The 25,656-nt window shown below is 70.4% G+C and carries 24 protein-coding genes; 8 read left to right on the top strand and 16 right to left on the bottom strand.

Features of this window, described 5'->3' with window-relative positions:
- Window positions 1-25 precede the first annotated feature (25 nt).
- Both OHA03_RS19615 and OHA03_RS19610 read right to left on the bottom strand, forming a co-directional pair.
- Window positions 26-1,249 (bottom strand): MFS transporter, encoded by a 1,224-nt coding sequence (locus OHA03_RS19615; RefSeq protein ID WP_267005120.1) that lies wholly within the window; start codon window positions 1,247-1,249, stop codon window positions 26-28.
- 48 nt (window positions 1,250-1,297) lie between these two features.
- A complete protein-coding gene (locus OHA03_RS19610) occupies window positions 1,298-2,587 on the bottom strand; it encodes an acetyl-CoA carboxylase biotin carboxylase subunit family protein (protein ID WP_267005119.1) in 1,290 nt (429 codons plus the stop codon).
- Window positions 2,588-2,729: 142 nt separating this feature from the next.
- Here OHA03_RS19610 and OHA03_RS19605 point away from each other — a divergent pair, with 142 nt between their 5' ends.
- Together OHA03_RS19605 and OHA03_RS19600 are read left to right on the top strand one after the other, a co-directional pair.
- The gene (locus OHA03_RS19605; protein ID WP_267005118.1) at window positions 2,730-3,782 is read left to right on the top strand and encodes a helix-turn-helix domain-containing protein; all 1,053 of its coding nucleotides are present in this window, start codon (window positions 2,730-2,732) and stop codon (window positions 3,780-3,782) included.
- 412 nt (window positions 3,783-4,194) lie between these two features.
- Window positions 4,195-5,085 carry a LuxR family transcriptional regulator gene (locus OHA03_RS19600; protein ID WP_267005117.1) on the top strand — a complete coding sequence of 297 codons (891 nt, stop codon included), beginning with the start codon at window positions 4,195-4,197 and terminating at the stop codon, window positions 5,083-5,085.
- Between the two features lie 79 nt (window positions 5,086-5,164).
- On the opposite strand, the gene OHA03_RS19595 is transcribed toward OHA03_RS19600, so the two are convergent.
- From OHA03_RS19595 to OHA03_RS19535, 13 genes are all read right to left on the bottom strand, one after another.
- Window positions 5,165-6,676 carry a uracil-xanthine permease family protein gene (locus tag OHA03_RS19595; RefSeq protein WP_267005116.1) on the bottom strand — a complete coding sequence of 504 codons (1,512 nt, stop codon included), beginning with the start codon at window positions 6,674-6,676 and terminating at the stop codon, window positions 5,165-5,167.
- Between the two features lie 115 nt (window positions 6,677-6,791).
- Window positions 6,792-8,027 (bottom strand): ATP-grasp domain-containing protein, encoded by a 1,236-nt coding sequence (locus OHA03_RS19590; RefSeq protein WP_267005115.1) that lies wholly within the window; start codon window positions 8,025-8,027, stop codon window positions 6,792-6,794.
- Between the two features lie 59 nt (window positions 8,028-8,086).
- Entirely contained in the window at window positions 8,087-9,136 is a 1,050-nt protein-coding gene (locus OHA03_RS19585; RefSeq protein WP_267005114.1) for an isopenicillin N synthase family oxygenase, read from the bottom strand.
- 17 nt (window positions 9,137-9,153) lie between these two features.
- Entirely contained in the window at window positions 9,154-9,714 is a 561-nt protein-coding gene (locus OHA03_RS19580; RefSeq protein WP_267005113.1) for a TIGR00730 family Rossman fold protein, read from the bottom strand.
- 30 nt (window positions 9,715-9,744) lie between these two features.
- Window positions 9,745-10,509: an FAD-dependent thymidylate synthase gene (gene thyX / locus OHA03_RS19575; protein ID WP_093774214.1), complete on the bottom strand. Its 765-nt coding sequence runs from the start codon at window positions 10,507-10,509 to the stop codon at window positions 9,745-9,747.
- Window positions 10,510-10,573: 64 nt separating this feature from the next.
- On the bottom strand, window positions 10,574-10,771 hold the full coding sequence (locus OHA03_RS19570; RefSeq protein WP_267005112.1) for a hypothetical protein: 198 nt from the start codon (window positions 10,769-10,771) through the stop codon (window positions 10,574-10,576).
- Between the two features lie 224 nt (window positions 10,772-10,995).
- Window positions 10,996-11,340, bottom strand: a complete 345-nt coding sequence (locus OHA03_RS19565; protein WP_267005111.1) for a hypothetical protein — start codon at window positions 11,338-11,340, stop codon at window positions 10,996-10,998.
- A gap of 29 nt (window positions 11,341-11,369) precedes the next feature.
- A complete protein-coding gene (locus tag OHA03_RS19560) occupies window positions 11,370-12,623 on the bottom strand; it encodes an ATP-grasp domain-containing protein (RefSeq protein ID WP_323181230.1) in 1,254 nt (417 codons plus the stop codon).
- Between the two features lie 103 nt (window positions 12,624-12,726).
- Entirely contained in the window at window positions 12,727-13,683 is a 957-nt protein-coding gene (locus OHA03_RS19555; RefSeq protein ID WP_267005109.1) for a TauD/TfdA family dioxygenase, read from the bottom strand.
- A complete protein-coding gene (locus OHA03_RS19550; RefSeq protein WP_267005108.1) occupies window positions 13,680-13,811 on the bottom strand; it encodes a hypothetical protein in 132 nt (43 codons plus the stop codon). Before OHA03_RS19550 ends, OHA03_RS19555 begins: the two co-directional genes overlap by 4 nt.
- Before the next feature lie 86 nt (window positions 13,812-13,897).
- Window positions 13,898-15,736: a carbamoyltransferase gene (locus tag OHA03_RS19545; RefSeq protein WP_267005107.1), complete on the bottom strand. Its 1,839-nt coding sequence runs from the start codon at window positions 15,734-15,736 to the stop codon at window positions 13,898-13,900.
- A complete protein-coding gene (locus OHA03_RS19540) occupies window positions 15,729-17,867 on the bottom strand; it encodes an iron-containing redox enzyme family protein (RefSeq protein WP_267005106.1) in 2,139 nt (712 codons plus the stop codon). The genes OHA03_RS19545 and OHA03_RS19540 overlap by 8 nt, the downstream gene beginning before the upstream one ends.
- Before the next feature lie 240 nt (window positions 17,868-18,107).
- Window positions 18,108-18,854 carry an SDR family oxidoreductase gene (locus OHA03_RS19535; protein ID WP_267005105.1) on the bottom strand — a complete coding sequence of 249 codons (747 nt, stop codon included), beginning with the start codon at window positions 18,852-18,854 and terminating at the stop codon, window positions 18,108-18,110.
- A 251-nt stretch (window positions 18,855-19,105) separates the two neighbouring features.
- On the opposite strand from OHA03_RS19535, the gene OHA03_RS19530 reads away from it, so the two are divergent.
- The 6 genes from OHA03_RS19530 to OHA03_RS19505 all read left to right on the top strand — a co-directional run bounded on the left by OHA03_RS19530 (window position 19,106) and on the right by OHA03_RS19505 (window position 25,070).
- Window positions 19,106-20,137, top strand: a complete 1,032-nt coding sequence (locus OHA03_RS19530) for an Inducer of phenazine A (RefSeq protein ID WP_267005104.1) — start codon at window positions 19,106-19,108, stop codon at window positions 20,135-20,137.
- 50 nt (window positions 20,138-20,187) lie between these two features.
- Entirely contained in the window at window positions 20,188-21,459 is a 1,272-nt protein-coding gene (locus OHA03_RS19525; RefSeq protein WP_267005103.1) for an ATP-grasp domain-containing protein, read from the top strand.
- A 1-nt stretch (window position 21,460) separates the two neighbouring features.
- Entirely contained in the window at window positions 21,461-22,837 is a 1,377-nt protein-coding gene (locus tag OHA03_RS19520; protein WP_267005102.1) for an acetyl-CoA carboxylase biotin carboxylase subunit family protein, read from the top strand.
- Window positions 22,819-24,111 (top strand): MFS transporter, encoded by a 1,293-nt coding sequence (locus OHA03_RS19515; RefSeq protein ID WP_267005101.1) that lies wholly within the window; start codon window positions 22,819-22,821, stop codon window positions 24,109-24,111. Before OHA03_RS19520 ends, OHA03_RS19515 begins: the two co-directional genes overlap by 19 nt.
- Complete coding sequence (gene panD, locus OHA03_RS19510) at window positions 24,095-24,523, top strand: aspartate 1-decarboxylase (protein WP_267005100.1); 429 nt, start codon at window positions 24,095-24,097, stop codon at window positions 24,521-24,523. The genes OHA03_RS19515 and panD overlap by 17 nt, the downstream gene beginning before the upstream one ends.
- 151 nt (window positions 24,524-24,674) lie before the next feature.
- On the top strand, window positions 24,675-25,070 hold the full coding sequence (locus OHA03_RS19505) for a molybdopterin-binding protein (protein WP_030921540.1): 396 nt from the start codon (window positions 24,675-24,677) through the stop codon (window positions 25,068-25,070).
- Between the two features lie 61 nt (window positions 25,071-25,131).
- Here the strand turns inward: OHA03_RS19505 and OHA03_RS19500 are convergent, their stop codons facing one another.
- Window positions 25,132-25,596, bottom strand: a complete 465-nt coding sequence (locus OHA03_RS19500; RefSeq protein WP_267005099.1) for a molybdopterin-dependent oxidoreductase — start codon at window positions 25,594-25,596, stop codon at window positions 25,132-25,134.
- Window positions 25,597-25,656 lie beyond the last annotated feature (60 nt).

The following is a 25,656-nucleotide window of genomic DNA, read 5'->3' as shown; positions in this document are numbered from 1 at the left end:
GAAAGGTGATATGAGGTGACTGCCGTCAGGCGGCGGCGTCGGCGAGGACCGGTGCGCTCTGCGGCTCGGCGGTCGGCCTGCGAGCCAGCCAGGCAGTCCAGCCGAGGGCCACACCGGAGAGGGCGGCGCTGGCGAGCCCGATGACCACGAAGGCCCAGAGTGGGCTCCTGGCGTCCTGGATCGCGCCGGACAGGGGGGCGCCGATGCTGTTGCCGAGGGTGAGGGAGGCGCTGTAGATGCCCATCACGACTCCCCGCGCCCCGGCCGGCGCCAGCCCGCTCGCGGCGCCGCCCGTCGCCGCGAAGGAGGGCGAGCAGAGGGCGGCCGGCAGCACCATGGCCAGGCACAGCAGGCGCCAGTCGCCGGTGGCGAAGCCGCCGATCACGGTCGTGAGGCCCACCAGCGCCGAGATGACGGCGAAGTGGGGCGGCCGTTTCAGCGTGCCGTACAGGAGCGCGCCGATGAAGGAGCAGAGGCCGCAGACCGTGAGGACGAGGCCGGCCCATTCGACCTGGCCCGAGTCGCGCAGCCCGCCCACGATCGCCGTCTCGTAGCCGGCGGTCGCCAGAGTGGTGGCGGTGGTGGCCACGAGGACCGGGACGAGCGCGGGCTTGAACCACTCGCGGAACTTCATGCGGGGGGCGGGCTCGCTGCCGGTGCCCTTGGCGGAGTCGCGGACCTGGGGGTTGAGCAGGGCCAGGCCCGCCCCGGCGAGTGCGACGATCAGGCCGAGGCCCCGCATCGAGACATCGCTGGAGACGGTGGTCGCCACGGTCACACCGACCGCCGGGCCCACCATGTACGAGATGTTGGACGTCATGGCGTCGAGCGCGAAGGCGGTGTGCCGCTGCTCCTCCGGGATGGCGACCGCGAGCCTCAGCCGCACGACGGCGAACCCCGGAAGGTTGAGGAGTCCGCAGCCGACAGCGGCCACCGAGAGCACCCCGTAGGACATGCTGGGGCCGATCCCCCAGAAGAGCGCCTGGCCGGTCAACGAGACGATGAGCACGGGCCGTACGCCGTACTTGTCCATCATGTGGCCCTGCACCGGACCGCCGACCGCCACGCCCACCGTCCACAGCGCGATCACCAGGCCGGCGGCGCCGAAGCCTCGGTCGAGGCCGAACACGACGCCGAGGTTCATCACGACCGGGATCGCCACCACCGCGATCTTCGAGAAGAACCCGAGGAGCATGAGCAGGCCGATGCCTGGCTGGGTCACGACCTTGCGATAGCCGTCAATCCGCATGGCTGCCTGCCGTTTCCTTCATTTCTTTCTCCCACACTTCGGATTTCGTCATGCCGCTGCCACAGCGGTCGCCGCCGCTTCCGTGTCGGCCACTCCTACGGCCGCCGCGATCTGCCGCAGGAATGACCGGTCGGTGAATTCATGGCGCTGCCAGAGCGATTCGAGCTTCCCCGGGAGTTCCGCCCGGTCGTCGAGCTCGCAGGTGATGATCAAATTGGGGTGGTCGACACCATCGATATTGAGCGACTGCGTCCGTACGACGTCCAGCTCGCGGGTCACGTCGTGCACGAATTCCGGCGAGAGTTCACGCACCGGGAACTGCAGGCACACCCGCTGGAGGCCGTGCCCGTGGTCCGCCTCGTCCGGCCAGGTCCCGTCCAGGATGGAGAGCAGGCAGTCGTACGTGTTGAAGCCGGTGGAGGCTATGCAGGGGGTGGTCGTTCCGGTGACTCGTGGATTGATTTCGAGAATCCGGTAGATTCCGTCCTCGTAAATCATGTCCAGCCCGACCGCTCCGTGCAGATCCAGGGCACGAGCGAGCTTCTTGAGTTTCTCGGCCACCGGGGCGAATGCCGGATCCGCCTCCCGGCGCGGTGCCACATAGCGCAGCCGGCCGAAGTTGAAGACCGGGCCGATCTCCGCCGGACCCTGCCACACTACCGGGTGGACCACGTACTGCCCGCGGGCTCCGACCACTTCCACCGAGCAGATCTCACCGGACACACAGCGTTCCAGGATGAAATTTCCGCTGTGTGGTTCGGCCAAGTGCCGTTCCAGTTCCGCTTCGTCGGCCAGCGGCACCATGCCGGCACCCATGCAGTCCCAGAGCGGCTTGCTGAGCACGGGATATCCCATGTCGGCGGTCTGGATCAGGATCGAGTCGACGTACGCGGGAATGCGCAGGCCGCGACCGGCGAGTACATCGCTGTCCACGAGCACTCCGGGCGGAATGTCGAATCCGTGCTCCTCCAGCAGCCGCTTCGTCTCCCACTTGTTGGCGGTGAGGCTCGTGGCGGCCAGGCTGTGCGCCACCATGGGAATCCCCACGGTCTCCAGGCGGCGCCGCACCACCGAGTCGCGCAGGGCGTTCTCGTCAGCGATGGAAAGGGAGATCACTCCGTGAGCGCCCCAGTCGATGACCTTCTTGGCGAGCTCGTCGGCGGATATGCCACCGGCTATCTTCTCCGATTCTCCGGGGAAGTCATCGGGTCCGCACTCGCCGTCCGTGTAGAAGAGTTTTGCTTCGGTGTCCTCCCGCTGGAGACGTGCCTCGAGGGCTGTGAGAAAAGGCTTTGTCTGCTGAATCTCAATGGATCGCAGGAATGCGATTCGGCGCATTGTTTCACCCTTCCGGGGAACCTCGGTCGTTCAGATCGACCGTGCTGTACAGCGCGATATGAAGACTTTGCCAGCAACAGCGGCTCAGTTGGAGAGATACTCGGTGTCCTAAGCTGGCCAGACCGGAAGAGGATCTCGACAAATGGCGCGTTCAGGGACACAACGCGGCGCCTCGGCGCTCATTCTCGAGCCAGTCTCGCTGTCCGTCTATGAATGGGCGCTGCGGAACGGCGGGCTCCGCGACGCCGACGATGCAGCGGCCGAATTGGGCCTGGAGATAAGCGAGTTGACCCTTGCGCGCGACAACCTACTGGAACTCGGGTTGCTCGTGTCCAGTACCGACGGCGGCGAACTGCTGCCGGCCGACCCGGCGATCGCCGAGATGCTCGCCCGGGCGCCGTTGGAGCAGGAGATCCGGGAGCGGCAGCAGGAGCTGACCCGCATGCACGCCCAACTGAGGCCTCTGGCTCCGCTGTTCGCGGAGCGCAGCCGTGCCGGGCGCAACTCGGACGGGCTGCGCTCCTTCGACGATCCCGCTGAGGTGCGCCGCGAACTGTCGATGATGACCCGGCTGTGCACCGAGGAGATGGTCTCCATCCAGCCGGGCGGCGGCCGCGACCCCGACACGCTGAGCTCGATCGTCGCGGAGAGCCTGTCGATGCTGGAGCGAGGAGTGCGACTGCGCACCCTGTACCAGCACACCGCGCGGGCGAGCCTGTCGACGCAGGCCTATGTGCGGTCGGTCTCTGCGGCCGGTGCCCGGATCCGCACCACCGCCGAGGCGTTCGACCGGATCATCGTCTTCGACCGGGAGACGGCGTTCGTCCCGCAGCCCCGGGCCGCGGGCCGGCCGCAGGGGGCCTCGGTGGTCACCGACCCGACGGTGGTGGGTTTCCTGTACCGGATGTTCGAGAGCCTCTGGGAGTCGGGCCGGCCCTTTGACGCCCATCAGGCCGAATTCCAGCCATCCACCGAAGAGTTGAAAACCTCGATCCTGCGCCTGATGGCGACCGGCCTGAAGGATGAGGTGATTGCCAAGCGGCTGGGGATGGCGACCCGGACCTTTCGCCGGCACGTGAAGGACATCACCGACGAACTGGGGGTGGAGAGCCGCTTCCAAGCCGGTTTTCGCGCGTGGCAATTGGGGATTGCGCTGGGAGAAAGCGACGATCCCGGCGCATCCGGGACGGATTGACACACCGGCGGTTCCGCGCGGGCCGGCCCGGTCACGGCTTCGCCCCTGGCCGGAATCCGACCGCTATTTGACATCTCTGTGAAATAGGCGCGTTCTGTTCACTGCGCTGCGGACGAACAGGCACAATGCCCATGCAGCAGGCACACAACCCTGCCCTGTCGGCGGCGGATTCGGCTCCTATCGGCACCTGGCCCATGGAAGCTAGACTCCGCCTCCTTCTGCGTGATCACCAATACTCTCAACGGAGTTGGCTATGTATCCGGCAAAGCCAGTGGTGCCCATACCCAGCACAAAGGCGCGCGCTACGTACGTCGAACTCCTCCGGAAGGACTCGGGTGCGCAGTCCGAGCGGGAGCGGTCGGACGGCCGGTCGGGGTGCCCTGCGGACGGTATCCGCGAGGATCGCGAGATCATGGATGAGCTCCTGTCCATGGGGATGGTCCGCGAGGACACCTCGTCCCCCTCGCGCTTCGTCGCGGTGGAGCCCGGCATCGTGGAGGCCCGGATCGGAGCGCTGCTGCGCTCCTCCGCGCTGACCATGCTGGAGGAGGCCCGGAACCTCACGGACCTGCTGCGACCCCTCATCGTCGACTCCCGGCACACCGCGGGACCGCAGGGCAGCGAGTCCATCGTCCGCATCCAGGGCAAGGCCGCGATCAGCGCCATCGTCAACGAGAGTGTGCAGCAGAGCACCTCGGAGCTGTTCACCGCCCAGCCGGGGGGCGGCCGGCCCAAGGCCACACTCGAACAGATCCGTCAGCAGACCGCCGAGCTGCTCGACCGCGGGGTGGAGGTGCGGACGCTCTACCAGCACACCGCCTGGCACGACGGACCCACCCGTGAATACGTGACCGAAATGACCTCGCTCGGCGCCCAGGTCCGTACTCTCGACGAGTTCTTCGACCGGCTGATCATCGTCGACCGGAGCATGGCATTCGTCCCTGCCGACACCGAGCGGGACCAGGCCGTCATTATCAGGGAACCGGCCGTGGTGCGTTTCCTCACCGAGGTGTTCGAGCGCAACTGGCAGCGCGCCAAACCCTTTCAGGGATCCCGGACGCCGAATGAATCGAGCCATATCAGCGCCGTGTTGCGCGAGACCATTATCAGGTGCCTCATCCATGGGGACAGCGACAATGCCATCGCCAAGCGGATCGGGCTCAGCACCCGCGCGTACGCCACCCACCTGGCCAAACTCAAGGCCGATCTCAAGGCGGAGAGCCGCTTCCAACTCGGATACCGGCTCGGTCAGCTGGCCGGTGGCGGCCCGCCTCCCGAGGCAGGCGAAACAGCCGGGGTGTGAAGTGACCCTGGGATCACTTCACACCCCGGCTGCGGGTGCGCCGTAGCGCCGGCTGGTTGATGCGCTTCGCTGTTCCGGTCTAGGAAGCCGTAACCGCCGGAGCCGGGCCGGGCTCGAGGAGGGCGGGCTCGGGCTCCTGGACCGGGGCCGGCACGAGCCGGGCGGCGGGAGCCGGCGTCGTGGGTGCGGCCTCGCGCGTCTGCGCGACGGGTGCCGGACGGGACTCCGGAGCCGACTCGGCGACAGGACGCCGCAGGGCCGCCAGGACGTGGTAGCCGAGGAGGGTGACCAGGGTGCCCAGGGCTATCCCGCTGACCGAGAAGGTGTCCGTCACCTTGAGCGAAACCCCGCCGATGCCCAGCACCGCGCCGGCTGCGATCGGGACCAGGTTCACCGGGTCCGCGAAGTCCACCGACGACTTGATCCAGATCTTGGCGCCGAGCAGCCCGATCATCCCGTACAGGACGACGGTGATGCCGCCGAGGACACCGCCCGGGGTAGCTGCGACGAGCGCGCCGAACTTGGGGCACAGGCCGAACAGCAGGGCCGCGGCGGCCGCCATCCAGTACGCGGCGGTCGAGTAGACCCGGGTCGCGGCCATCACCCCGATGTTCTCCGCGAAGGTCGTGGTCGGCGCGCCGCCGACCGCCGAGGAGACCGCCGTGGCCAGGCCGTCGCCCAGGATGGCGCGCCCGAGCACCGGGTCGAGGTCGGACCCCGTCATCTCGGCCACCGCCTTGATGTGCCCGGTGTTCTCCGCCACCAGGGCGATCACGCCGGGCAGCACGAGGAGCACGGCGGACGCGGTGAACGTCGGTGCGTGCATGGTCGGCAGGCCGAACCACGGGGCCGAGGCGGCCTCCGAGAGCTGCACCCGCAGATGGCGGCTGACCTCGCCGGTGGCCCCGGGCGCGGTGATCGGGCCTGTCGTCATGTCCAGCACCCACGAGAAGACGTATCCGAAGACCAGGCCGACGAAGACCGCGAGCCTGCTCCAGAATCCGCGCAGCAGCACGCCTGTGACGACGACCACGCACATGGTCGCGAGAGCCACCCACTGGTCCTGGGGCCAGTAGATGTCGGCCACCACCGGCGCCAGGTTGAGCCCGATGAGCAGGACGACCGCGCCCGCCACGACGGGCGGGAATGCCTTGTTGATCAGTCCGGGCCCGGCGAAGTGGACGATCAGGCCCACCGCGGCGAGCACCAGCCCCGCGACGAGGATCGCACCGGTGACGGTGGACGTGGTGCCGCCGGCCGCCCGGATGGCCGCCACCGCGCCGACGAACGAGGCGCTCGTGCCGAGGTAACTGGGGATCCGGCCCTGAACCACCAGCAGAAACAGAACGGTCGAGACTCCGGACATCATGATGGCGAGGTTCGGGTCGAGCCCCATGACCACCGGAAAGACGAATGTCGCGCCGAACATCGCCACTACGTGCTGGGCTCCGAGGCCCACCGTGCGCGGCCAGGACAGCCGCTCGTCCGGCATCACCGCGGCGCCCGGTCGCGGTGCCCGGCCGTCGCCGTGCAGTCGCCATCCGACACCGAGGGCCCGGCGTGCCGGACCCGGACTCTGTGTTCCCTTCATGGTTCTCGTTCCTCCGGTCATGGGCAGGCCGCCGCACCGCCGTGGCGGCGGCACGGCGGTGCCGTTCAAGGGGTGGGTGCGGAGAGGGGAGACAGCCGGTCTCTCCGGGAGGGGCTCAGCTTTCGATGCAGCTGGAGATGCCCGCGATGGCCTCGTCGGCGCGGGCGTCGGCCTGGTCCGGTCCCGTCGCCAGGACGATGACGTGGCCGAGACGGGTGTACTTGGAGTGGGTGCTGCCCACCAGGTCGCCCGGTTCCGCGTAGGAGCGGACGGCGATGACATGCGGGCTGGCGGCGAGGCCGCTCAGCCCGCGGAAGACACCGTGCCGCGGGGTGTTGATGAACCGGATCGCCACCGCACCGCTGCGGGTCGGCCGGGTGTCGGGCAGTTCGCCGAGGACGGCCTGGAGATAGGCCGCGGCCTCGCTGACGCCGGTGGCGTGCTCGATCATCTCCATGACGGGTCCGTCGGGCGGGCCGGCGCCCACTTCGATGAGCCGGGGGCCCTCTGCCGTCATCTTCAGATGGCTGTGCGCGATGCCGTCCCGCAGCCCCAGGGCCGCGAGCCCGCGCTCCACGGTGGCCAGGATCGTGATCCGGGTCAGCTCGTCCACGTCGGCGGGCAGGGTACGGCCGAGCTCCTCGCCGTTCCGGCCGCCGGTGGAGATCCGGCGGACGATCGCCAGGTGCGTGCAGCCGCCGCGGTGCAGCACGGTCTCCACGCCGTACTCGGCGCCTTCCAGGTGCTCCTGGATCACCGCGACGGCGTCGAAGCGGATTCCGTACGTGATGTCCTCGCGCCATTTCAGGGCGCGCCGGACCGCGCCGGGCAGCTCGTCCGGCGTCTCGACGAGGGTCAGCCCGATGCTGCCCGAACCCCCGGCCGGTCTGACGACGACCGGGTAGTGAAGGCCGGCCGACCGCAGCCGCTCCTCGGCGGCCTCCGGGGAGACGACCGCCAGCGTGCGCGGCCCGGGCACGCCGCGCGCCCGAAGGGTCTGCGCCATCTGCCACGCGCCGCGGGTGGACTCTGCCATGGCTGGATCATGGCCAGGCAGTCCCAGCCGGTCGGTCAGTGCTGCGGCGACCGGGGACAGCGTCTCCCGGCCGACCGCCACTCCGCCGATGCCTTCCTGGGCGCAGTACTCGGCGAGTTGGTCGACGGCGTACGCCGTGCTGCGGAAGTCGGTGAAGACGGTTCCGGCGAGCTGCTTGCGCAGTTCGTCGGGACAGCTCCGGTACAGCTCCCGGTGGGTCGCGATGTGTAGGTGGATCTCGAGGGTCTGGGCCGCTCCCACCAGCTGCTCGGCCGCGGCACCCTCGGCGCCCAGCAGCAGAACTGCTCTGGCCATGGTGTTCTCACCTCGCTTTCGACGGCATCCCGTAGTTCGCGGAACTGTTCGTCCCGGACTTACGCGCCATACGCTCTGCTGAACTTACCGATGATGTAGTCGCCCGAACGCACCGGTCGGTGCCTCGGCGGATTGAGCGGCCCGGTGCAGGTGGGGATGCACTCGATGAGGGCGTCGTAAGCGGGCTGGTGGAAGAAGGGGACCGAATAGCGTTCCTTTCCAGCCAGTTCACGCGGCGGATTGACCACCCGATGGACGGTGCTCACCCACCGATTATTGGTCCAAATGGCCATCAGGTCACCGATGTTGACAACAAAGGAACCCTCGATGACAGGCACGTCGAGCCACTGGCCGGCCTTGTCGAGGACCTGCAGTCCGCCCGGGCCGTCGTCCTGGTACAGGATGGTCAGGCTTCCCCAGTCGCTGTGCATTCCCTTGCGGAGCTGCCCGGGTGCGGGGGGCTCCGGCTGCTGCGGGTAGAAGTTGGCGGTCAGGTTGGTCATGTGCTGCTCGATCTTGTCCTCGAACCAGTCCTCGGGCAGATCGAGCGCAAGGGCGAACAGCCGCATGATGTCCGCGGCCAGCACCTCCATGGCCGCGTAGTAGGACCGGTACGCCTCGGCGAAGCCGGGCAGTTCGGGCCAGCGGTTCGGGGTCCGCAGCGCCGGGTCGGCGTCGGCGGGCAGCGCCCGGTCCGCATCCGGCTCACCCAGGCGGTTGACCGTGAAGGTCTCCGAGATGTCCGGCAGTGCCCGCTCCTGCTCGACCTCGGCCTCCGCGTTGGAGGCGGCGAGGCTGCCCTGGCGGCCGAATCCCCGCATCAGCGGGTCGGCCGGGACGGCGAGCAGTTCCGCCTTGGTCTCGGCCGACAGCGCGAAGAACTCCCGGGTGGCCCGGTACATCTCCGCTATCGTGCGCTCGGGCACGCCGTGGCCGACGATCACCAGGAAGCCGCTGGTACGGCAGACCTCGTCGATCACCGCGGCCAGTTGCCGTTCCGCCGCCCCGCCCGACCGTGCGGAACTCAGGTCGATCACCGGGACATAGCCGTCCACCACGGTGACCTGCGCGGCCTCGGGGGCCGCGCTCTCCACATTCAGTACCGACATCGCTCCTACTCCCGATCTCAGCCCCATCGCGGCGGCGGGGGCTCCCACTGGCTTACAAGGTCGAGGAATTCGTTCGCGTCCCCGACGGACGCGAGGGTGCCCAGCTCCTGCTCACGCAGGAATCCACTGGCGGACATGCGGCAGATCATCCGCAGAAGACGGTCCCAGTAGCCGTCCACGTTCAGCATCGCCATCGGCTTTCCGTGCCGGCCGAGGATGAGCCAGGCCCAGGCTTCGAGGATCTCCTCGACGGTGCCCACCCCGCCCGGCAGCGCCACGAAGGCGTCGGCCAGGTCGGCCATGATCTGCTTGCGTTGGTGCATGGTGTCGACAATGTGCAGTTCGGTCAGGCCCTGGTGAGCGACTTCGGCATCGACCAGGTGTTTCGGGATCACTCCGGTGACCCGGCCGCCGGCCGCCAGGGCGGAGTCGGCGACGACCCCCATGAGGCCGGCCGCTCCCCCGCCGTAGACGATCTCGTGCCCCTCGGCGACGAGCTGCTTGGCGAAGGCCGCGGCGGCTTCCTGATAGATGGCCTGGTTCCCCAGGGCCGAGCCCGCGTAGACCGTGATTCTCATGGCAGGAACCTCCGTCGGATCGCGATCCGGTCAGGGACTGACGCGTCCGAACTTCTCGAAGGCCTCGTGGGTCAGCGGCATCAGCCGCGCGAACTCGTCCTCCATCTGCTCGGCCACCACCTCGATCTCCCGCTGCGGGTGCGACACATAGGCGGCGTCGGCGCGGTTGGTGCGCAGGCCGAGGAAGTGCATCAGCGAGCGGGCGTTGCAGGTGGCGTACACGGTGGAGAAGGTGGCCACGGGGAGCACCATGCGGGCCAGTTCGCGGGCGATTCCGGCATCGAGCATCTTCTGGTATTCGCGGAAGGCGGACCGGTAGGCCTCGCTGGTGGCGGTGGAGAGCAGCTCGTAGTCCTCCTCGCTGCCCGGTACGTACTGGTAGTGGCCGGGCTTCCCCTCCTGTTTCAGGGCCCGGTCGCGGTCGGGCACGTAAAAGACGTTCTTGAGGTCCTTGTACCGGGCGCTCTCCTCATTGAAGGACCACATTCGGTGGCGCATCATGTGGCGGATCGCGAAGATCGGCGCGTGCACCAGGAAGGTCATCGAATTGTGCTCGAAAGGGCTGCCGTGACGGCTGCGCATCAAATACCGGATGAGGCCCCCGATATATGCGTCGCCACGCTCCTCGCGGTGCGCCTCCTCGCCGGCCGTGGAGACCCGCGCCGCGCGCACGACTCCCAGGTCGGAGGCGGTGTGGTCGACGAGCTCGACCGTGATCTGGCTGCGCAGTTCGATTTCGGGACCGAAGACGGGTGCGTCGGGGGCGTGGACCTCAAGGGCCGGGCTGATCGTCATCGTACGTTCCTCCGATGGATTCTGTTCAGCGGTGCTCGATATTGTGCTGCTGGAATATGCCTGTTCAGTCCCAGCCGTGATCGTCGGGCGAGGCGCTCGTGGTGGGGGTGGTCGTCGTCGTGGTCGTGTCGGCGGCGGCGGAACCGGCGGTCGCGACGCCCACCGCAGTGGCGACGAGTACCGCCGAAGCGGCAGCGACCAGGGCGGACTGAATCCCACGGCGAGTGGTGGAAAGCTTCATCTGGAACGTGTCGTTACGCATAATTCGATTCCTCTTCTCGTTGTTTGTGGGCGGCTCCCCCGCTCACATCTCTATTCTTCGAAAACAGGCGGCCTCCAATAAGGTCAGACTTGTGCAGTGCGTAAGTACGAAACCAAGTGCACGAACATGCGCCCCACGCCGAAGCCCCGCTGCCGCAGTGCGGCAGCGGGGCTTCGGCGTGGGGCGCGGACGGGGCTCTTGACCTCGGCGGAACGGTCGCCCGGCTACCGGTCGAGGCCGCAGCAGACCCGGCCGGGACCACGCGCGGACCCGGCCGGCAGCTTCCCGGGGGTGGGCAGGGACACCGGCTCGGACGTCTCCCGGGCCTGGGCGTGGATCTCCCGTACGGCACAGGTCGCGGTCACCACCGCCGCGCGGGCCAGCCCGAGCGCCTCCCGCGCCGAGTCGATGTCACGGTCCGGCAGACGTACGACGACGTCCGTGGCGCACTCGATGAGGTGCAGCGCGGCACGTGCCAGCCGGTCGTCGCAGGGATAGCCCTGCGAGACGGCCTTGTGGGCGGTCTCCAGGAGCGCGGCCGCGCTCAGGGTGTGCTCGTTGGTTTCCAACTCTCTTCTCCTTCAATGGTGTGGGCGGGTCAGTCGGTCAGGAAACGGATGTCCTTGTCGATCTCCTCGCACCGGGCGACCGCGGCCTCCCGGTCCACGCCGGACGCGATCACATATCCGGACACGCAGTCGGCGACGGTGAGCAGCTCCGGCACGGTGTCGCCCGGGCTCTTGGCGATGACCGCGGCGGCCGGCAGCTGCCTGAACTCGTCGAGGTACGGCAGGAAGACCAGCGGTGCCTCCCCCTGCGGGACCCGCCTCACCTCGACGCCCACCTCGGTGGCCACCTCGACCGCGCAGACCTGTCCCGGCAGCGGGGTGAAGAACCGCACCGCGGCGCCGCCGACAGGCTCGGGGGAGGTGGCGGGCAGCTCGTCGATGCCGAGCGGGACGGTGAGGAACCAGCGGTTCAGATCCACGCCGAAGGCACGCCGCACCAGTTCGGGCGCCCCGCTGCCGGCCAGCCGGGCATGCGATTCGAGCACCCGGGGGCCCTGCGGAGTCAGCACGAACTCGCTGTGCGAGGGCCCTTCGGTGAGCCCCACGGCGTCGAGCAGCCGCACGGTGAGCGCGCGCAGCTCGGCCAGGTGCGGGGCGGCCGCCCGGCTCGGGGTGCTGACCTCCCATTCCACGAAGCGCTCGTTCATCCGGTACTCGGAGTACCCGATGGGCACGTGCCGTCCGTCGAAGGAGAACGAGTCGACGCTGACGACCGGGCCTTCCAGATACTCCTCCGCGATGGGCGCGTCGAACCCGTCGGCGGCGAGGTCGCGCCAGGCCCGCGCGGCCTCCTCGGCGTTCGCGGCCGGGTGGATGTGCAGGCTGGCGACGCCGTCGACCGGCTTGAGCACGATGCGGCCGCCGACCGACCGCTGGAACTCGGCCGCCTCCTCGGCACTGTGCACCACCTGGTAACGGACCGGGCTGAGGTCGTACTTGGCGAGCAGCTCGCGGGTGAGCGCCTTGTCCTTGAGGGCCCTGGCCGTCGCTTCGGTGACCCCTGTGAGACCCAGCGCGTCGACGACGTATCCGGTGGACTCGGCGGCGGGCTCCGTGGTGGTCAGCACCCGGTCGAACGGCCGCTCCTCGTGCAGCGGACGCAGCACCTCCAGGATCGCGGGCCCATCGGTTATCGGGGCGTGCACGATGCGTTCGCAGTGCCGCGCGACGGCGGGATCGTAAGCGCCCTCCTCGTGCACGAGCACCACATCGATGCCCAGCTCCTTGGCACCGGCCACGGGGGCGGGCCGGCCGCCGATCACTGCTACTCGGAACATGTCCACTCCAGAGGTAAGTCGTTATGTCGCAGATGAGTCGGCGCGTCGGGCGATGAAGCCGTACGTCGTCCACGCGGCCGGATCTTCATGGGTGCGGGCGGTGCTCCACTCAGCCCGCGTAGCAGCGGCGCAGCCAGCGCGCGGTGGCCGGCGGGTCGGGGACGAAGGCCCGCCGGCGGTGCAGGACGCGGTAGTTGTCGAAGACGAGGAAACCCCCCGGCTCCAGCGCGAACCGTTCGGCAGCGGTGCTTTCGAGGGTTTCGGCCAGCCGGACGAGCGCGGCCGCGGCGCGCGCCGTGCCGCCCCTGGTGGTGCCCTGGTCGTAGCGGATTCGGGGGCGGCCGTCCGGGCCCGCCTTCAGGACGGCCGTGTCACGCAGCGGGCCGGGCGCGTCGGCGCCGGTGGAGGCGGGCGGCCCGATCTCGAACTCCGGCCGGGCCAGGTCCCTTCGAGTCTCCAGGTCGAGCCCGGACAGGACGTCACCGACCGGGACCACCTCGGTGGGCACCCGCTCCTGGTTGCGAACCGCATAGAAGGCGAGGTGCCGGGGGACGAACGGCCGCGGGTCGTACCCCGGCTCGCCGAAAGGAAGGTGCGGGTTGTCGGAGTGCCAGAAGAACTCGGCGTCCGCGCCCCACGAGCTGGTCGTACCGGCCGCCGCCGGATTGGGCACCACATTGCGCATCAGGAGCCCCCGGTTCTCGTAGCCCACGGCGAACGGGACACCGCCGAGCAGCCGGACGAGTCCCAGGTGCAGGGCATTGATCACCGCGAGCGGAGGCTCCTCGCAGAAGCCGCCGACCGGAGTGGGCGGCACCTCTGGCCGGGGCAGGTTCTCGATGATCAGGGCGGGGGCGCCGGAGTCGGTGAACTCCCGCAGACCGTCGAGCACTTCGCCGGGCAGGTGCCGCTCCAGGACGTATCCGCCGATGCGGGCCAGGATCGCGCCGTGGGCGTCCGGCGCCAGCGGCTCGGCGCACTCGATCCGCTCGTGCACCTCCTTGGCCAGGACGTCGCGGAGCCCGTCGTCGAGTCCGTAACGCGCGGTGCCCGGGCCGGCCGTCACGGCTGCACCCAGTAGCTCGGGACGCACCGCCGTGTGCGACGGGTCAGCGGGTCACGGATCAGTCGGCTCGCCAGGCCCGCGGGCGTGACCACGAGAAGGTAGACGGCGAGAAGAACCACTCTGCGCATCTGTCTCTGCTCCCTGCGTCTTTGCGTCGTTCGCGTCTTTGCGTTGCTCGCGTCTTCATGTCGTTGCTTCGTTGCCGCTCTGCGCGCTAGTCGAGCGGGATCTCCTCGCGCCAGTCGCCCGGCTCCTGCCACCTGGGCTGATCCGCCTTGTCCAGCAGGAAGTTGCCGATGGCGAGGACATCGATCCCGGTGCGCATGAAGCACGTGTAGGCGTCGTGCGGCGAGTTCACGATCGGCTCGCCCCGCACGTTGAAGGAGGTGTTGACCAGGACCGGGCAACCGGTTTCGGCCTTGAAGGCGGTCAGCAGGCGGTGGTACGCCGGGTTGGCGTCGGCGGTCACCGTCTGGACCCGGGCCGAGAAGTCGACGTGGGTCACGGCCGGAATCCGTGACCGCGGAACCCGCAGCAGGTCCAGGCCGACGGCCGCGCCGGTGTCCGTCGGCGGGTCGAGCCGCCGGCCGGCCGCGACCCCGGCGACCACCAGCATGTACGGGCTCTCCTGACGGAGGTCGAAGTAGTCACGGGCGTCCTCGCCGAGCACCGAGGGTGCGAACGGACGGAACGACTCGCGGAATTTGATCTTGAGGTTCATGGCGGACTGCATCCGGGGGTCGCGCGGGTCGCCCAGGATCGACCGGGCGCCCAGCGCCCGCGGACCGAACTCGGACCGGCCCTGGAACCAGCCGGCCACCTTCCCCGAGGCCAGCTCCTTGGCCAGCCGGTCCGCGACCGACGCCGGGTCGAGCCGGGTGTAGGGGATGGACCTGTTGTCGAGGTACTCGGCGATCTCCGCGTCCCCGTACTCGGGACCGAGCAGGGCGCCGGACATGGCGTCCCGGCCGCTGCCGAGGTGGGCCCGGGGCGCCCCCCGGTCGGCGGCGACTGCCAGGGCTGCGCCGAGCGCTCCCCCGGCGTCCCCGGCGGCGGGCTGGATCCACACCTCGTCGAAGATGCCCTCCTCGATCACCCGTCCGTTGGCCACACAGTTGAGCGCGACCCCGCCGGCCAGGCAGAGCCGGCTCTCGCCGGTGCGTTCGCGGGCCGTGCGGGCGAGCCTGACCATGACCTCCTCGGTGACTTCCTGCACCGAGGCCGCCAGGTCGAACTCCCTCTCCGTGAGTGGACCTTCGGGGTTACGGCGCGGGCCGCCGAAGAGCTTCTCGAAGGCCCTGCCCGTCATCACCTCCCCTTTCAGGAAGGCGAAGTGGCGCATGTCGAGGCGGAAGGAGCCGTCCGGCTTGATGTCGATCAGCCGCTCCCGGATGAGCTCCGCGTACCGCGGCTTCCCGTACGGGGCGAGACCCATGAGCTTGTACTCGCCGGAGTCGACCTTGAATCCGCAGAAGTAGGTGAAGGCCGAGTAGAGCAGGCCGAGGGAGTGCGGGAAGCGCAGTTCGCCCAGCTGCCGCAGATCGCTGCCCCGCCCGTGCCACAGGGTGGTGGTGGCCCATTCGCCGACGCCGTCGACGCAGAGCACCGCGGCGGATTCGTAAGGGCTGGGCAGGAAGGCCGAGGCGGCGTGCGAGGCGTGGTGCCTGCGGACCTCGACCGCGGGTACCTCGCCGCGCCCCAGGGCGGCCAGTTCGGCCGTCACCACCTCGGTGGTCCGGCGCTTCCAGGACAGCCATTCGGGCAGTCCGCGCGCAAAGGAACCGAAGCCGAACGGAGCGGCGCCCAGATAGCTGGCAAGTACTCGACGGAACTTGAGTGCCGGATCCTCGTAGTACGCGACTGCGGACACATCGTCCAGGGTGACCCCGTACTCCCGCAGGCAGTACTCCACCGCGCGGGCGGGAAAGGCGGGGTCGTGCCGGCGGCGGCTGAACCGCTCCTCCTGCGCGGCGGCGACCGGCACGCCGTCCGCGATCAGCGCGGCCGCGCTGTCGTGGTAGTAGGCGGACAAGCCGAGAACCAGGTCAGGCATGGGCCTTACTCCTCCGTACGCGCCCTGCCCAGCGGGCCAGGACTGGGGTGGTGCCTGGGTCGAGCGAGCGGAAGCCGATGCATATCCGGCGCCAGATCTGCTCCCTGGCGCCGGACGGGCCTGCCGGCACGGCGGCCAGGTAGGCGTCCACGGCGTCGCACGCCCAGGCGGCGTGTCCGCTGGCGACGTTGTCGATGGTGTTGTGGATGTCCACGAACCGGGTGCTGAACCCGTGACTGAGCAGGGCCAGTCGGGCCTTGCGGTAGGAGCCGCCCACACCGGAGAGCTCCATGGCGAGGTTCAGGCCGAGGATTTCGGGCTGGAGGGTGCGGGGCCGGCGGGCGACGGACAGCCAGTAGACGGGCAGTTCGAAGGAGCGCTCGTCGAACCCGGGCCAGGCGGCGAACTCAGCCGTGCCGGTCGGCGGCAGCTCGACCCCCATCTCGGCCACCAGTTCCCGGTAGATCAGTGGGTGGTTCAGGCCGGGCTGCCCGTTGCCGAGCTCGTCCCAGTACGTCTCGAAGAGCGGGAACCCGGTGTGCGAGGCGGCCAGTTCGTAGTCGGTGAAGCCGAGCAGCCAGCCGCCGTCGATCATCGTCAGCGGGGCGAGCTGGACGGTCGACTCGACGAGTGCCTCGCGGCTCGGCACCGGGACGTCCTGTCCGGCGGTGAACTCCGCCGCGTGCCGCTCGTGCTGCTCGGCCAGCCAGGGCCGCAGTCCCTCGGCGGGCCACCGCTCCGGCAGCCGGTTCCCGTCCCGGTCGAGGCCGTGCCGCGAGCGGTCGAGCCATCGCTGTGCGTAGCGGGCGGCCCAGTCGCTCAGGGCGGGGGTGTCGGTGCGGGACTGGAGCTGCCGGTAGGCATCGCGCAGCCCCTTCGGGGCCGTTCCGCGCTCGTCGGGCGCGGCTTCCCACGAGGGCAGGACGAGCGACGCCGGGCTCCGGGCGGCGCGGGCCGCCGGTGCTTCGGCCGAGGCGGCGGGGAGGGCGTCGATCCAGCGGCGGATCACCGCGAGTTCGGCGGGCGCAAAGACCCGGAACATCGCTCCGTCCTCTCCGGTCAAGCCGTTGACCAGCGGGCTCGCCGCCGACCGGCCGGGCCGCACCAGACGGCTGCGGGCCAGCGCGCCGAGCAGCGGCACCGGGTCGGTGCGGCATTCGGCGAGCCAGTCGGAGAGCGAACGGCCTTCGAGCTGGAACGCGTGGTGGTAGACGGCACCCTCGCGGGCCCGCAGCCTGAGCAGTTCCGCCATGTCCCGGGCCGGGTCGCGGGCCGCGTCGAGGCGGGCGTACACGCCGTCGCTCCACTGCCGCAGTGCATCGAGCGTCCAGTGGAACCCGGCGGAGAACCGCTGCTTGTCGGTGTCGGTGAACCCGTCGGGCCAGTCGCCGTCCGGCCGGTGCGGGTCCCGCTCACCCTTCGCGCGGCGTACGTCGCTGAAGGCGTCCGGCGGCCACGGTGCGGCCTCCTCGCACGCGAGGTCGATGCGATACCAACTCGCCGCCGGTACCGCCTGCTTGACCAGGGCGAGCGGAGGGAGCAGCCCGACTGCCCGCAGGCACCAGTCCGCGCCGCGCAGCTCGTCACGGAAGTTCTCGGGCAGCCGGCTCATGGTCAGCAGCAGTGCCGCCAGGTCGAAGCAGTGGTCGTCGATGCGACGGTCGAGTGTCAGCCGGGGTACGGGCGCCGCGTGCTCGGACAGTCTCAGGGTGCGCAGCAGCGCGAGGTAGGCGGCCCCCCGTGATGCGGCGGGCTGTCCGACGCCGACGTCATGGGCATAGCGGGCCAGGACCCGGAGAACGGCGGGGTCGTCGGCGCCGGCCGGCGAGCTGATTCCCTGCAGCCAGGCGCCCGCCACGAGCGCCAGCGGCGCGCAGTCGAGCGCCACCCTCCGCACCAGGGTGTCCCGCGCACCGTCGGTGCCGCAGTCGTCGAGCAGCGCGCGGAAGTGCTCGGCCGTGTGCCGCGACCAGTCGGCGGCGAGCGCGCCGAGCTCTGCCGCCGACCTGGGGTCCGCGGACCCGTGACGGCGGACCTCGGTACGCACGGCCGCCATCAGCCGGGCACCGGCCGGCCGGCACTCCGGGTCCGCGGCCGTCGCGTACACGGTGCGAGACGTTGCGCCTTCCACAGGTCTTCCTCTCCGTAATCCGGCCGGCAAAGTGCTCAGAACATGGGGTAGATGGACGCATCGGCTTTCCCTTTGCGCGGCTTGCGCGTCGGGGCGAGGAGCAGCCGGGCCAGAAATCCACGCAGAAAGGTCATGACGGAGAGCCCCTTTTCCTGGGTTCGGACATCACTGGGTTCGGACGTCGCCGGGTGTCGGTGCCGGCAGCTCGTTGGGCGAGCAGGCGCGGGCGGGTGCCCGGCCTCAGCCGGCGAAGAGGCCGCCTCGGTGGATCTTGTGCTGGGCCGCCTGGGCGAGTGGGCGCACCACCAGCTGATCGATGTTGACGTGCTGCGGCAGGCCGACCGCGAAGGAGACGCATTCGGCGACGTCCTCGGCGGTCAGCGGCCGGTCGACCCCCGCGTAGACGGCGGCGGCCCGCTCCCCGTCACCGTGGAAGCGGTTCAGAGCGAATTCCTCGGTGTGCACCATCCCGGGTGCCACCTCGACGACCCGGACGGGCTCGCCGCAGAGTTCGAGCCGCAGCGTCTCGGTCAGGGCGTGCTGCGCATGCTTCGCGGCGCTGTATCCGCCGCCTGTCTCGTAGTTGACGAACGCAGCCGTCGAGGTCACGTTGACGACGGTGCCCGCGCTGCGCCTCAGCAGCGGGAGCAGGGCCTGGGTGACATGGAGCGTGCCCAGCACGTTGACCGCGTACATGTGCTGCCAGTGGCCGGGGTCGGCGCCCTTCACCGGGTCGGCGCCGAGCGCGCCGCCCGCGTTGTTCACCAGGATGTCGCAGGAGTCGAGGCGCTCGGCCAGGGCTCGTACGGCGTCGGCGTCGGTGATGTCGACCGTCTCGGCCCGCCCGCCCGTCTCCTCGGCGACCCGCTGGATCAACTCGCCCCGGCGGGCCACCAGCACGGTGTCGAACCCGTCCTTGGCGAGGCGTCGGGCGACGGCCGCGCCGATCCCGCTGCTCGCCCCTGTCACCACGGCTGTTCTGGTCATGCCGGCCTTCCCCACAGTCGTCTGTCCGCGGTCGTTCCCGCGGTCGTTCTCCGTCGGGCTGTGCTGCCCAGAACGACTGTGCGCCGGGCCGTCGGGCCTCGAAAGGGTCACAAGCTTGCAGCTGCAGGGATCTGAACCGGCCGCTGCCTTCATGACTGTGCGGCGTCATATTTCTGATGGTTCCGATCCTCCGGGACCGACGGAAGAGTCACCTCCGACCGAGGCGGACCCTTCACGAACCGGGAGGAACCATGGCGGAGCAGAGGGTGACGCTCACCCCGCAGATGTTGGCCTACGACGATTTCGACGACCGGTCCCAGACCCGATGGCTGCCGTATCTGATGTATTTCCACCGCGCCGGCTACCGGTCCGACGTCATCAACACCGATGACTTCGGGTTCCGTTACTCCCAGGGTCCCGGCGACAGGAGCGCGTCGGCGGGCAGCGTTGCGCAGACGGGACCTGTCCGGCTGCTCGCGGGCAGCTCCACAGCTTTCGGCATCGGCGCGCGGAGCGACGCGGCGACCCTGCCCTCCCGCCTGTGGAGCGATTACGCGCCGTCGGCTCCGTGGCTCAACTTCGCGGGCCGCAGCTACAACTCGGCTCAGGAATTCACCCTGTTCGCTCTCTACCGCCATCTGCTGCCCCGGGTCACCGACATCGTGGTCTTCTCCGGCCTCAACAACCTCGCGCTCTCCCGGCTGCCGAAGGAGCAGCGCGGTGACCACGGGGGCTTCTTCAACTGCGGTGAGTACTACGAGCAGATGGAGGAGCTACGGCAGCGGCACCGCACCCCCGCGCCTCGGTTCGGGCGGCGCGACCGGAGAGCCGCCGGCGCTGCCGCGCCGACCGCCCCGTCGGCGGTGCTTCCGCTCGATGAACGCATGGCTTCCTCGGTGGAACTGACGGCCCGCCATCTGCAGAACTGGAAGCTGCTCGCGGCCGACAGCGGGGCACGCGTCTCGTTCGTGCTGCAGCCGCTGGCCGGGTGGGTGCGGGAGACCCCCGCGCCCGAGGAGAAGCTGCTCTTCGACGAGCTGGACAAGCGGTCCAACTTCTGGGAACTGTACGGCGACATCGCCACCATGGAGCCTGCCCGCCGGTACGCGGACCAGCTCCAGGTCGCCTGCGACAAGCTCGGGGTCCCCTTCCTCGACCTCAGTCCGCTGCTCGCCGAGGCCGCCGGCCCGCGCGACTGGCTCTTCGTGGACCGGGCGCACTTCACCGACCTGGGCCACGACATCGCCGCCCGCCTGGTGGCCGAGGGCCTCGGGCTCTCCTGAGGCCTGTCCCGGCACCCGTCTTCCCCCTGACCGAGAGCGAGGAGATTCCCATGTCACGCACCCACCGCATAGCCGTGGTCGGCGGCCGTCCCGCCCCGATCGTCGGCGCCGAGGAACTCGGCATCGACGTGGTCCTGGTCCATGAGAAGGGCAGCTACGACCCGTCGATCGCACGCCACTGCGAACGGATCGTGCACGCCCCGATCAACGACGGCCCGGCCATTCTCGAAGCGCTGCGTCCCCTCCACGAGGAGCGACCCTTCGACCGGGTGATGACGACCTCGGAGCCGGCGGGCATCGCCGTGGGGTACGTGGTCGACGCCCTGGAACTGCCCGGCGTGAGCGAGCGGACCGCCCGCATCCTCAAGGACAAGGCCCGCACCCGCGAAGCCCTGGAGGCGCACGGGCTCAGCCCGGTCCGCCACCGGGTGCTGCACAGCCCCGGGGAGGCGGCGGAGTTCTTCGACTCGCTCGGGGCCTCCCGTGGCGTGATCAAGCCCGTCGACGGCGCGGCCAGCCGGCTCGTACAGCTGGTGTCCAGTGCCCACGAGGCCGCCCTTGCCTTCAAGGCCCTGGAGCAGGACGGGGCTTCGGCCGCGCTCGGCGAGGAGTACCTGGAAGGTCCGGTGGTCGCCGCCGACGCTTTCTCCCACGGCGGCCGGCACCTGGTCATCGGGTTCTCGGAGTACCGGATGAACGAACGGTTCGTGGAGTGGGAGGTCAGCGCGCCGAGCCGGATCGCCGAACCGCACCACGACGCGCTCCACGACCTCACGGTGCGGCTCCTGGACGCCGTCGGGCTGACCGAGGGCCCCTCCTACAGCGAGTTCGTCCTGACCGCCGACGGCCCCCGGGTCCTGGAGTCGCACGCCCGCCTCGGCGGCTGCGGCGCCCCGGAACTGGCACGGCGGGCCTTCGGGCTGAACCCGGCCCGGATGATGCTGACCGTCCCGCTGGGCATCGAGGAGCTGCCCGCGGTCTCCCCCGCCCCGCTCGGCGGCGCCGCGCTGCGCTATCTCACCCCGGAGCCCGGCACCATCCGGTCGATCACCGTCGACGAGGACCTGCCGGCCGTGGTCAGGCGCATCCCCGAGGGCGAGACCAACGACCTCTATCTCCCCTTCTTCGAAGAGCTGACTCCGCACGAGACGGGTGCGGCCATCGCGCTGAACCCGGGCGAGGCCGTCCCTCCGCTGCTGACCCTCGCGCACGCGAGCACCGGCTATGTGCTCAGTTCCGGCCGCGACGCCGACGAGGCGGTCGCCCGGTGCGGCCGGGTCGCCGACGGCATCCGCATAGAGACCGAAGAGACAGGTGCCTGACATGACCCACAACCCGATGCCGTACCGGACCGCCCCGCAGCGGACCGCCCCACGCGATCCGGCAACCGTCCCGGCAGGCAATCCGGTCGAGGACACCGCCTGCACGAGCCGTACGGGGCAGCGCCGCGCGCCCGGCACCACCACCCACCACGCGGCCGTCGACACCCGCCCGCACATCCTGGTCGTGCACCGCTGGCGCGACGAGCACGCCCTGTACGAGAACTACATCGACCACACCACCCACCGGGTCACCTACGTGACCACGGAGCTCGGCTGGTCCTCACTTCCGCCTGCCGCCGCCGGCGTCGTCGAGGTAACCGCCACCGACGACTTCGGCCAGGTCAGCGCCGCGGCCGCGACACTGACCGCCCTCTTCGGCGCCCCGGACCGGGTGGTCGCGCTCAACGAGGGCGACCTCGACACCGCCGCCGGGCTCCGCGCCCGTCTGGGCCTGCCCGGCCAGTCCCCGCAGGACCTGGCGAGGTTCCGGGACAAGCTGGTGATGTGCGAGACGGTCAGCGCGGCCGGTGTCCGCACGCCCGCCTTCGCCGACGCCCCGGACGCCGCCGCCGTGCGCGCCTTCGCGGATACCCACGGCTGGCCCGTCATCGTCAAACCCCGCCGCGGCACGGCCAGTCGGGGAGTGCTGCGCATCGACTCCCCCGCCGGCCTGTCCGCGCTGGACGAACTGCCCGGCGAGGACCGGCTGGTGCAGGAGTTCTGCGCCGACCGGATCTACCACATCGACGGCCTGTGGTTTGGTGGCCGGCTCGGCCCCTGGCGCGCCTCCCGCTACGTCAACTCCTGCGCCGACTTCACCACCGGGGCCGTGCTCGGCTCGGCGGAGGAGGACGACCCGCAGCTCCTGGACACACTGGGTGAGTTCACGGCGTCCATCGCGGGTGCGCTGAGCGCGGAGCCGTGGGTGTTCCACCTGGAGGTCTTCGTCGGCACCGGCCCCGACGGACGGACGAACCTGCACTTCCTGGAAGCCGGCTACCGGGTGGGCGGCGCCGAGATCCCCTTCGTGTGGCGCGAGGTCCACGGCATCGACCTGATGGCCGCGGCCGTCGACGTACAACTGGGCCGACGCCCCGCGCTGACCGAGCCGAAGACCTGGCACACCGGGGGCTGGCTGCTCGTGCCGACGCCGGTGCCCGCGCCCTGCCGGGTGATCGCCGCCGAGCCGCTCACCGCCCTCGTCGACGGCCCGTACGCGCAGGTCGTGCCACCGGCCGGCTATGTGGTCCCCCGGACCGGCGGTTACGAACACGTCGGAGCCCGGTTCCGGTTCCGCAGCCTGTGCACCCGCGAGGTGGAGAGCGCCATCGCGAAGGCCGCGGCGGAGTTCCGGCTGGAATGCACCGCCGTCTCATGAGGGCCTGTCTGACGCCGCTGCGGCTGCGGGACTACCGCCTGCTGTGGTCCGGGGCGATGCTGAGCCAGCTCGGCGACGGCGCCACCTGGACCGCGCTGACCTGGCTCGCCCTGGTGCACGGCGATGCGGCGGCACTCGGTGTCCTCGGCATCTGTTACACGGCGCCGGTGATCGCGGGCGGCTTCCTGGTCGGACCGCTGCTCGACCGGTTCGACCGCCGTGCCGTCCTCGTCGCCGACTGCGTGCTGCGTGGCGTGGCCGTGGCGAGCATCCCGGCGGCCGCCGCGTTCGGCCCGGTCCGGCTCTGGCAGCTGTACCTGGTGGCGGCGGTGTACGGACTGCTCAAGATCGTCCCGCTTGGGGCGGTTCCGGCGATGTTGCCGGATCTCGTGCCGCAGCGCGCGCTGGCGGCCGCCTCGGCGCTGGAGTCGGTGTCGCTCGGGGTGGGCCGGATCCTGGGTCCTGCCGTCGGCGGTCTCCTCATCCCGCTGGTCGGCGGCGCGTCGGTGTTGCTCCTGGACGCGGCGAGCTATCTCGCCTTCGGCCTCGCCGTGCTCGCCGTCCGGGTGCCGCGCGGCGGCCCGGGCCCGGCGCACACCGTACGCTCCGCGCCCCCGGGCGGCTGGCGGCCGGTGGTCGCCCTGCTGCGCGGCGACGGGGTGCTCCTTGCCATCACCGTCGGCTTCGGTCTGTTCAATCTGGCCATGGGCATGTTGATGGTCCTGGAACCGTGGTTCGCCCACGACCGGTTCCCCGGCGGCGCCCACACCCTGGGCCTGATCCTCGCGCTGTCCGGCGGGGCCAACCTGGCCGGCTCGCTGGCGGCAGGCGCCGTGCCGCCGTCGGACCGTCAGATGCTGCGCATCGGAGTCCTCCAGGCGGTGGCCGGCGCCTCCCTGCTCCTGCTCCTCGCCGGTGACCTGTCTGTGGTCCTGATCGGCCTGGTTCTGTGCAACGTGCTGTCCACCCCGATGACCGTGTCGTCGCAGGTGCTGCGGCTGTCCCGGATCCCGGCCGGCCTGCGGGGCCGCACCCTGACCCTGATGCGTACGGTCATGAACGCCACCACCCCGCTGGGCGCCGCCGTAGCCGGCCCGCTGCTCGCGGCAGGCGCGCATCAGGCGGTGATCGTCCTGATGACGCTCGCCGCGGCGCTGCCCGGCCTCTGGCTCGTACGGGCCTACCGCACCACGTCCTTCGGCGCCGAACTCGGCCTCGTCCCCACCCCACCCGCCACACCCGTCAGGAGTGCCCACGATGCTCACCATGTTTAAGTCCAAGATCCACCGTGCCACTGTCACCGAGGCCGACCTGCACTACGTCGGCTCCGTCACCATCGACCTGGACCTGCTCGAAGCGGCGGACCTGCTGCCCGGCGAGAAGGTGGCGATCGTCGACGTGACCAACGGCGCCCGCCTGGAGACGTACACCATCCCCGGCGAACGGGGCTCCGGCGTGATCGGCATCAACGGCGCCGCCGCCCACCTGGTCTCCCCCGGCGACCTGGTGATCATCATCGCGTACGGCCTCTACACCCGTGAGGAGGCCCTGGCGCTGCGCCCCAGCGTGGTCCACGTGGACGAGCGCAACCGCGTGGTCCACCTCGGCGCCGACCCCACGGAGGCCCTCGTCCCGGGCCTGACCACCAGCCCCTCGGTCGCCCGCACGGCGCCGGGGGCCCGATGAACACGGCGCGGCCACCACGGAGGGAACCGGTTTCCGGGCCTGTGCACGGGGCGGATCACTGCTCGGCGACAACGTCGCAGTTCCGGCGCGCGATCGGCGCGCGCCGGGGCCTGTTTGGGTCCCGCGGGTGAGTGCACCTATGTTGGCGCACATGCAGTCCTACACAATCGGCCAGGCCGCCCGGCTGCTGGGCGTGAGTCCCGACACCGCACGGCGGTGGGCGGACGCCGGCCGGGTGGCGACCCACCGGGACGAGGGTGGGCGGCGGCTCATCGACGGCAAGGATCTGGCCGCCTTCTCCGTGGAACTCGCCAAGACCGGGAGTGGCGAGGAGGACGCCTCGTACACCTCGGTACGCAACGCCTTCCCCGGCATCGTCACCGCGGTGAAGCTCGGCGATATCGCGGCCCAGGTGGAGATCCAGGCCGGTCCGCACCGACTGGTCTCGCTGCTGACCCGGGAGGCCGTGGAGGAGCTGGGCCTGGAGGTCGGTATGGAGGCCACCGCCCGTGTGAAGTCGACGAACGTGCACATCGACCGCGCCTGACGCGGCGCTCACGGGCGGCGGCCCCCGTGGATCACGCGTCAACTCCTCCCGCTCGCCGGTGTCACGTCCACGAGGTGTAACCACCGTCCACGCGTATCGCGTTGATGCCGCTGATGTGCCGGGCCCCGCAGCGGTCCTGAGGCAGCACGAGCTGAGGTCCGGCACGGTCGAGCGGGGCGTCGTCGATGCTGACCGCGAGCAGGACGGCGGCACGGCCGAAGTCCGGGTCGATCTCCGCCCAGGAGAGCAGGGCGTGGTGGCCGTCCGCGCCCGTCACGGCGATCAGGAAGCGAAGGCGGTCCTTGCGCCGAGCCGGGTCGAAGGCGGGACCGGCGGCGGACAGGACGTCGTGCAGCAGCGGTCCCGTGAAGCCGTGGTGCTGGATGCCGCTGGTCGCGCACTCGAAGCTGACCCTCACGCGATGCTGGGGCCAGGCGAGCAGGTCGGACACGGTCAGCCGGGCCGGGCGCGCGAGGTCCCCGGTCAGGGCGAGCTCCGCCACCGGATCGGCAACCCGTTCCGTCAAGGGTCGGCTCACTGGCCATCACCTCCCCGGATGACGGTACCCGGACCGCAGCCCCGTACA

The sequence above is a fragment of the Streptomyces sp. NBC_00154 genome (genome assembly GCF_026342835.1).
Taxonomy (GTDB): Bacteria; Actinomycetota; Actinomycetes; order Streptomycetales; family Streptomycetaceae; genus Streptomyces.
The sequence above is the reverse complement of the archived record's forward strand: the minus strand, read 5'-3'. Positions and strand labels throughout refer to the sequence as shown.

Coding starts and splice junctions, on each gene's coding strand:
- OHA03_RS19590 (WP_267005115.1), bottom strand. CDS start 8,027: ATGGCCAGAGCAGTTCTGCTGCTGGGCGCCGAGGGTGCCGCGGCCGAG.
- panD (WP_267005100.1), top strand. CDS start 24,095: ATGCTCACCATGTTTAAGTCCAAGATCCACCGTGCCACTGTCACCGAG.
- OHA03_RS19610 (WP_267005119.1), bottom strand. CDS start 2,587: ATGCGCCGAATCGCATTCCTGCGATCCATTGAGATTCAGCAGACAAAG.
- OHA03_RS19520 (WP_267005102.1), top strand. CDS start 21,461: ATGACCCACAACCCGATGCCGTACCGGACCGCCCCGCAGCGGACCGCC.
- OHA03_RS19570 (WP_267005112.1), bottom strand. CDS start 10,771: ATGCGTAACGACACGTTCCAGATGAAGCTTTCCACCACTCGCCGTGGG.
- OHA03_RS19600 (WP_267005117.1), top strand. CDS start 4,195: ATGGATGAGCTCCTGTCCATGGGGATGGTCCGCGAGGACACCTCGTCC.
- OHA03_RS19605 (WP_267005118.1), top strand. CDS start 2,730: ATGGCGCGTTCAGGGACACAACGCGGCGCCTCGGCGCTCATTCTCGAG.
- OHA03_RS19550 (WP_267005108.1), bottom strand. CDS start 13,811: ATGCGCAGAGTGGTTCTTCTCGCCGTCTACCTTCTCGTGGTCACGCCC.
- thyX (WP_093774214.1), bottom strand. CDS start 10,509: ATGACGATCAGCCCGGCCCTTGAGGTCCACGCCCCCGACGCACCCGTC.
- OHA03_RS19505 (WP_030921540.1), top strand. CDS start 24,675: ATGCAGTCCTACACAATCGGCCAGGCCGCCCGGCTGCTGGGCGTGAGT.
- OHA03_RS19545 (WP_267005107.1), bottom strand. CDS start 15,736: ATGCCTGACCTGGTTCTCGGCTTGTCCGCCTACTACCACGACAGCGCG.
- OHA03_RS19585 (WP_267005114.1), bottom strand. CDS start 9,136: ATGTCGGTACTGAATGTGGAGAGCGCGGCCCCCGAGGCCGCGCAGGTC.
- OHA03_RS19580 (WP_267005113.1), bottom strand. CDS start 9,714: ATGAGAATCACGGTCTACGCGGGCTCGGCCCTGGGGAACCAGGCCATC.
- OHA03_RS19595 (WP_267005116.1), bottom strand. CDS start 6,676: ATGAAGGGAACACAGAGTCCGGGTCCGGCACGCCGGGCCCTCGGTGTC.
- OHA03_RS19530 (WP_267005104.1), top strand. CDS start 19,106: ATGGCGGAGCAGAGGGTGACGCTCACCCCGCAGATGTTGGCCTACGAC.
- OHA03_RS19515 (WP_267005101.1), top strand. CDS start 22,819: ATGCACCGCCGTCTCATGAGGGCCTGTCTGACGCCGCTGCGGCTGCGG.
- OHA03_RS19525 (WP_267005103.1), top strand. CDS start 20,188: ATGTCACGCACCCACCGCATAGCCGTGGTCGGCGGCCGTCCCGCCCCG.
- OHA03_RS19615 (WP_267005120.1), bottom strand. CDS start 1,249: ATGCGGATTGACGGCTATCGCAAGGTCGTGACCCAGCCAGGCATCGGC.
- OHA03_RS19535 (WP_267005105.1), bottom strand. CDS start 18,854: ATGACCAGAACAGCCGTGGTGACAGGGGCGAGCAGCGGGATCGGCGCG.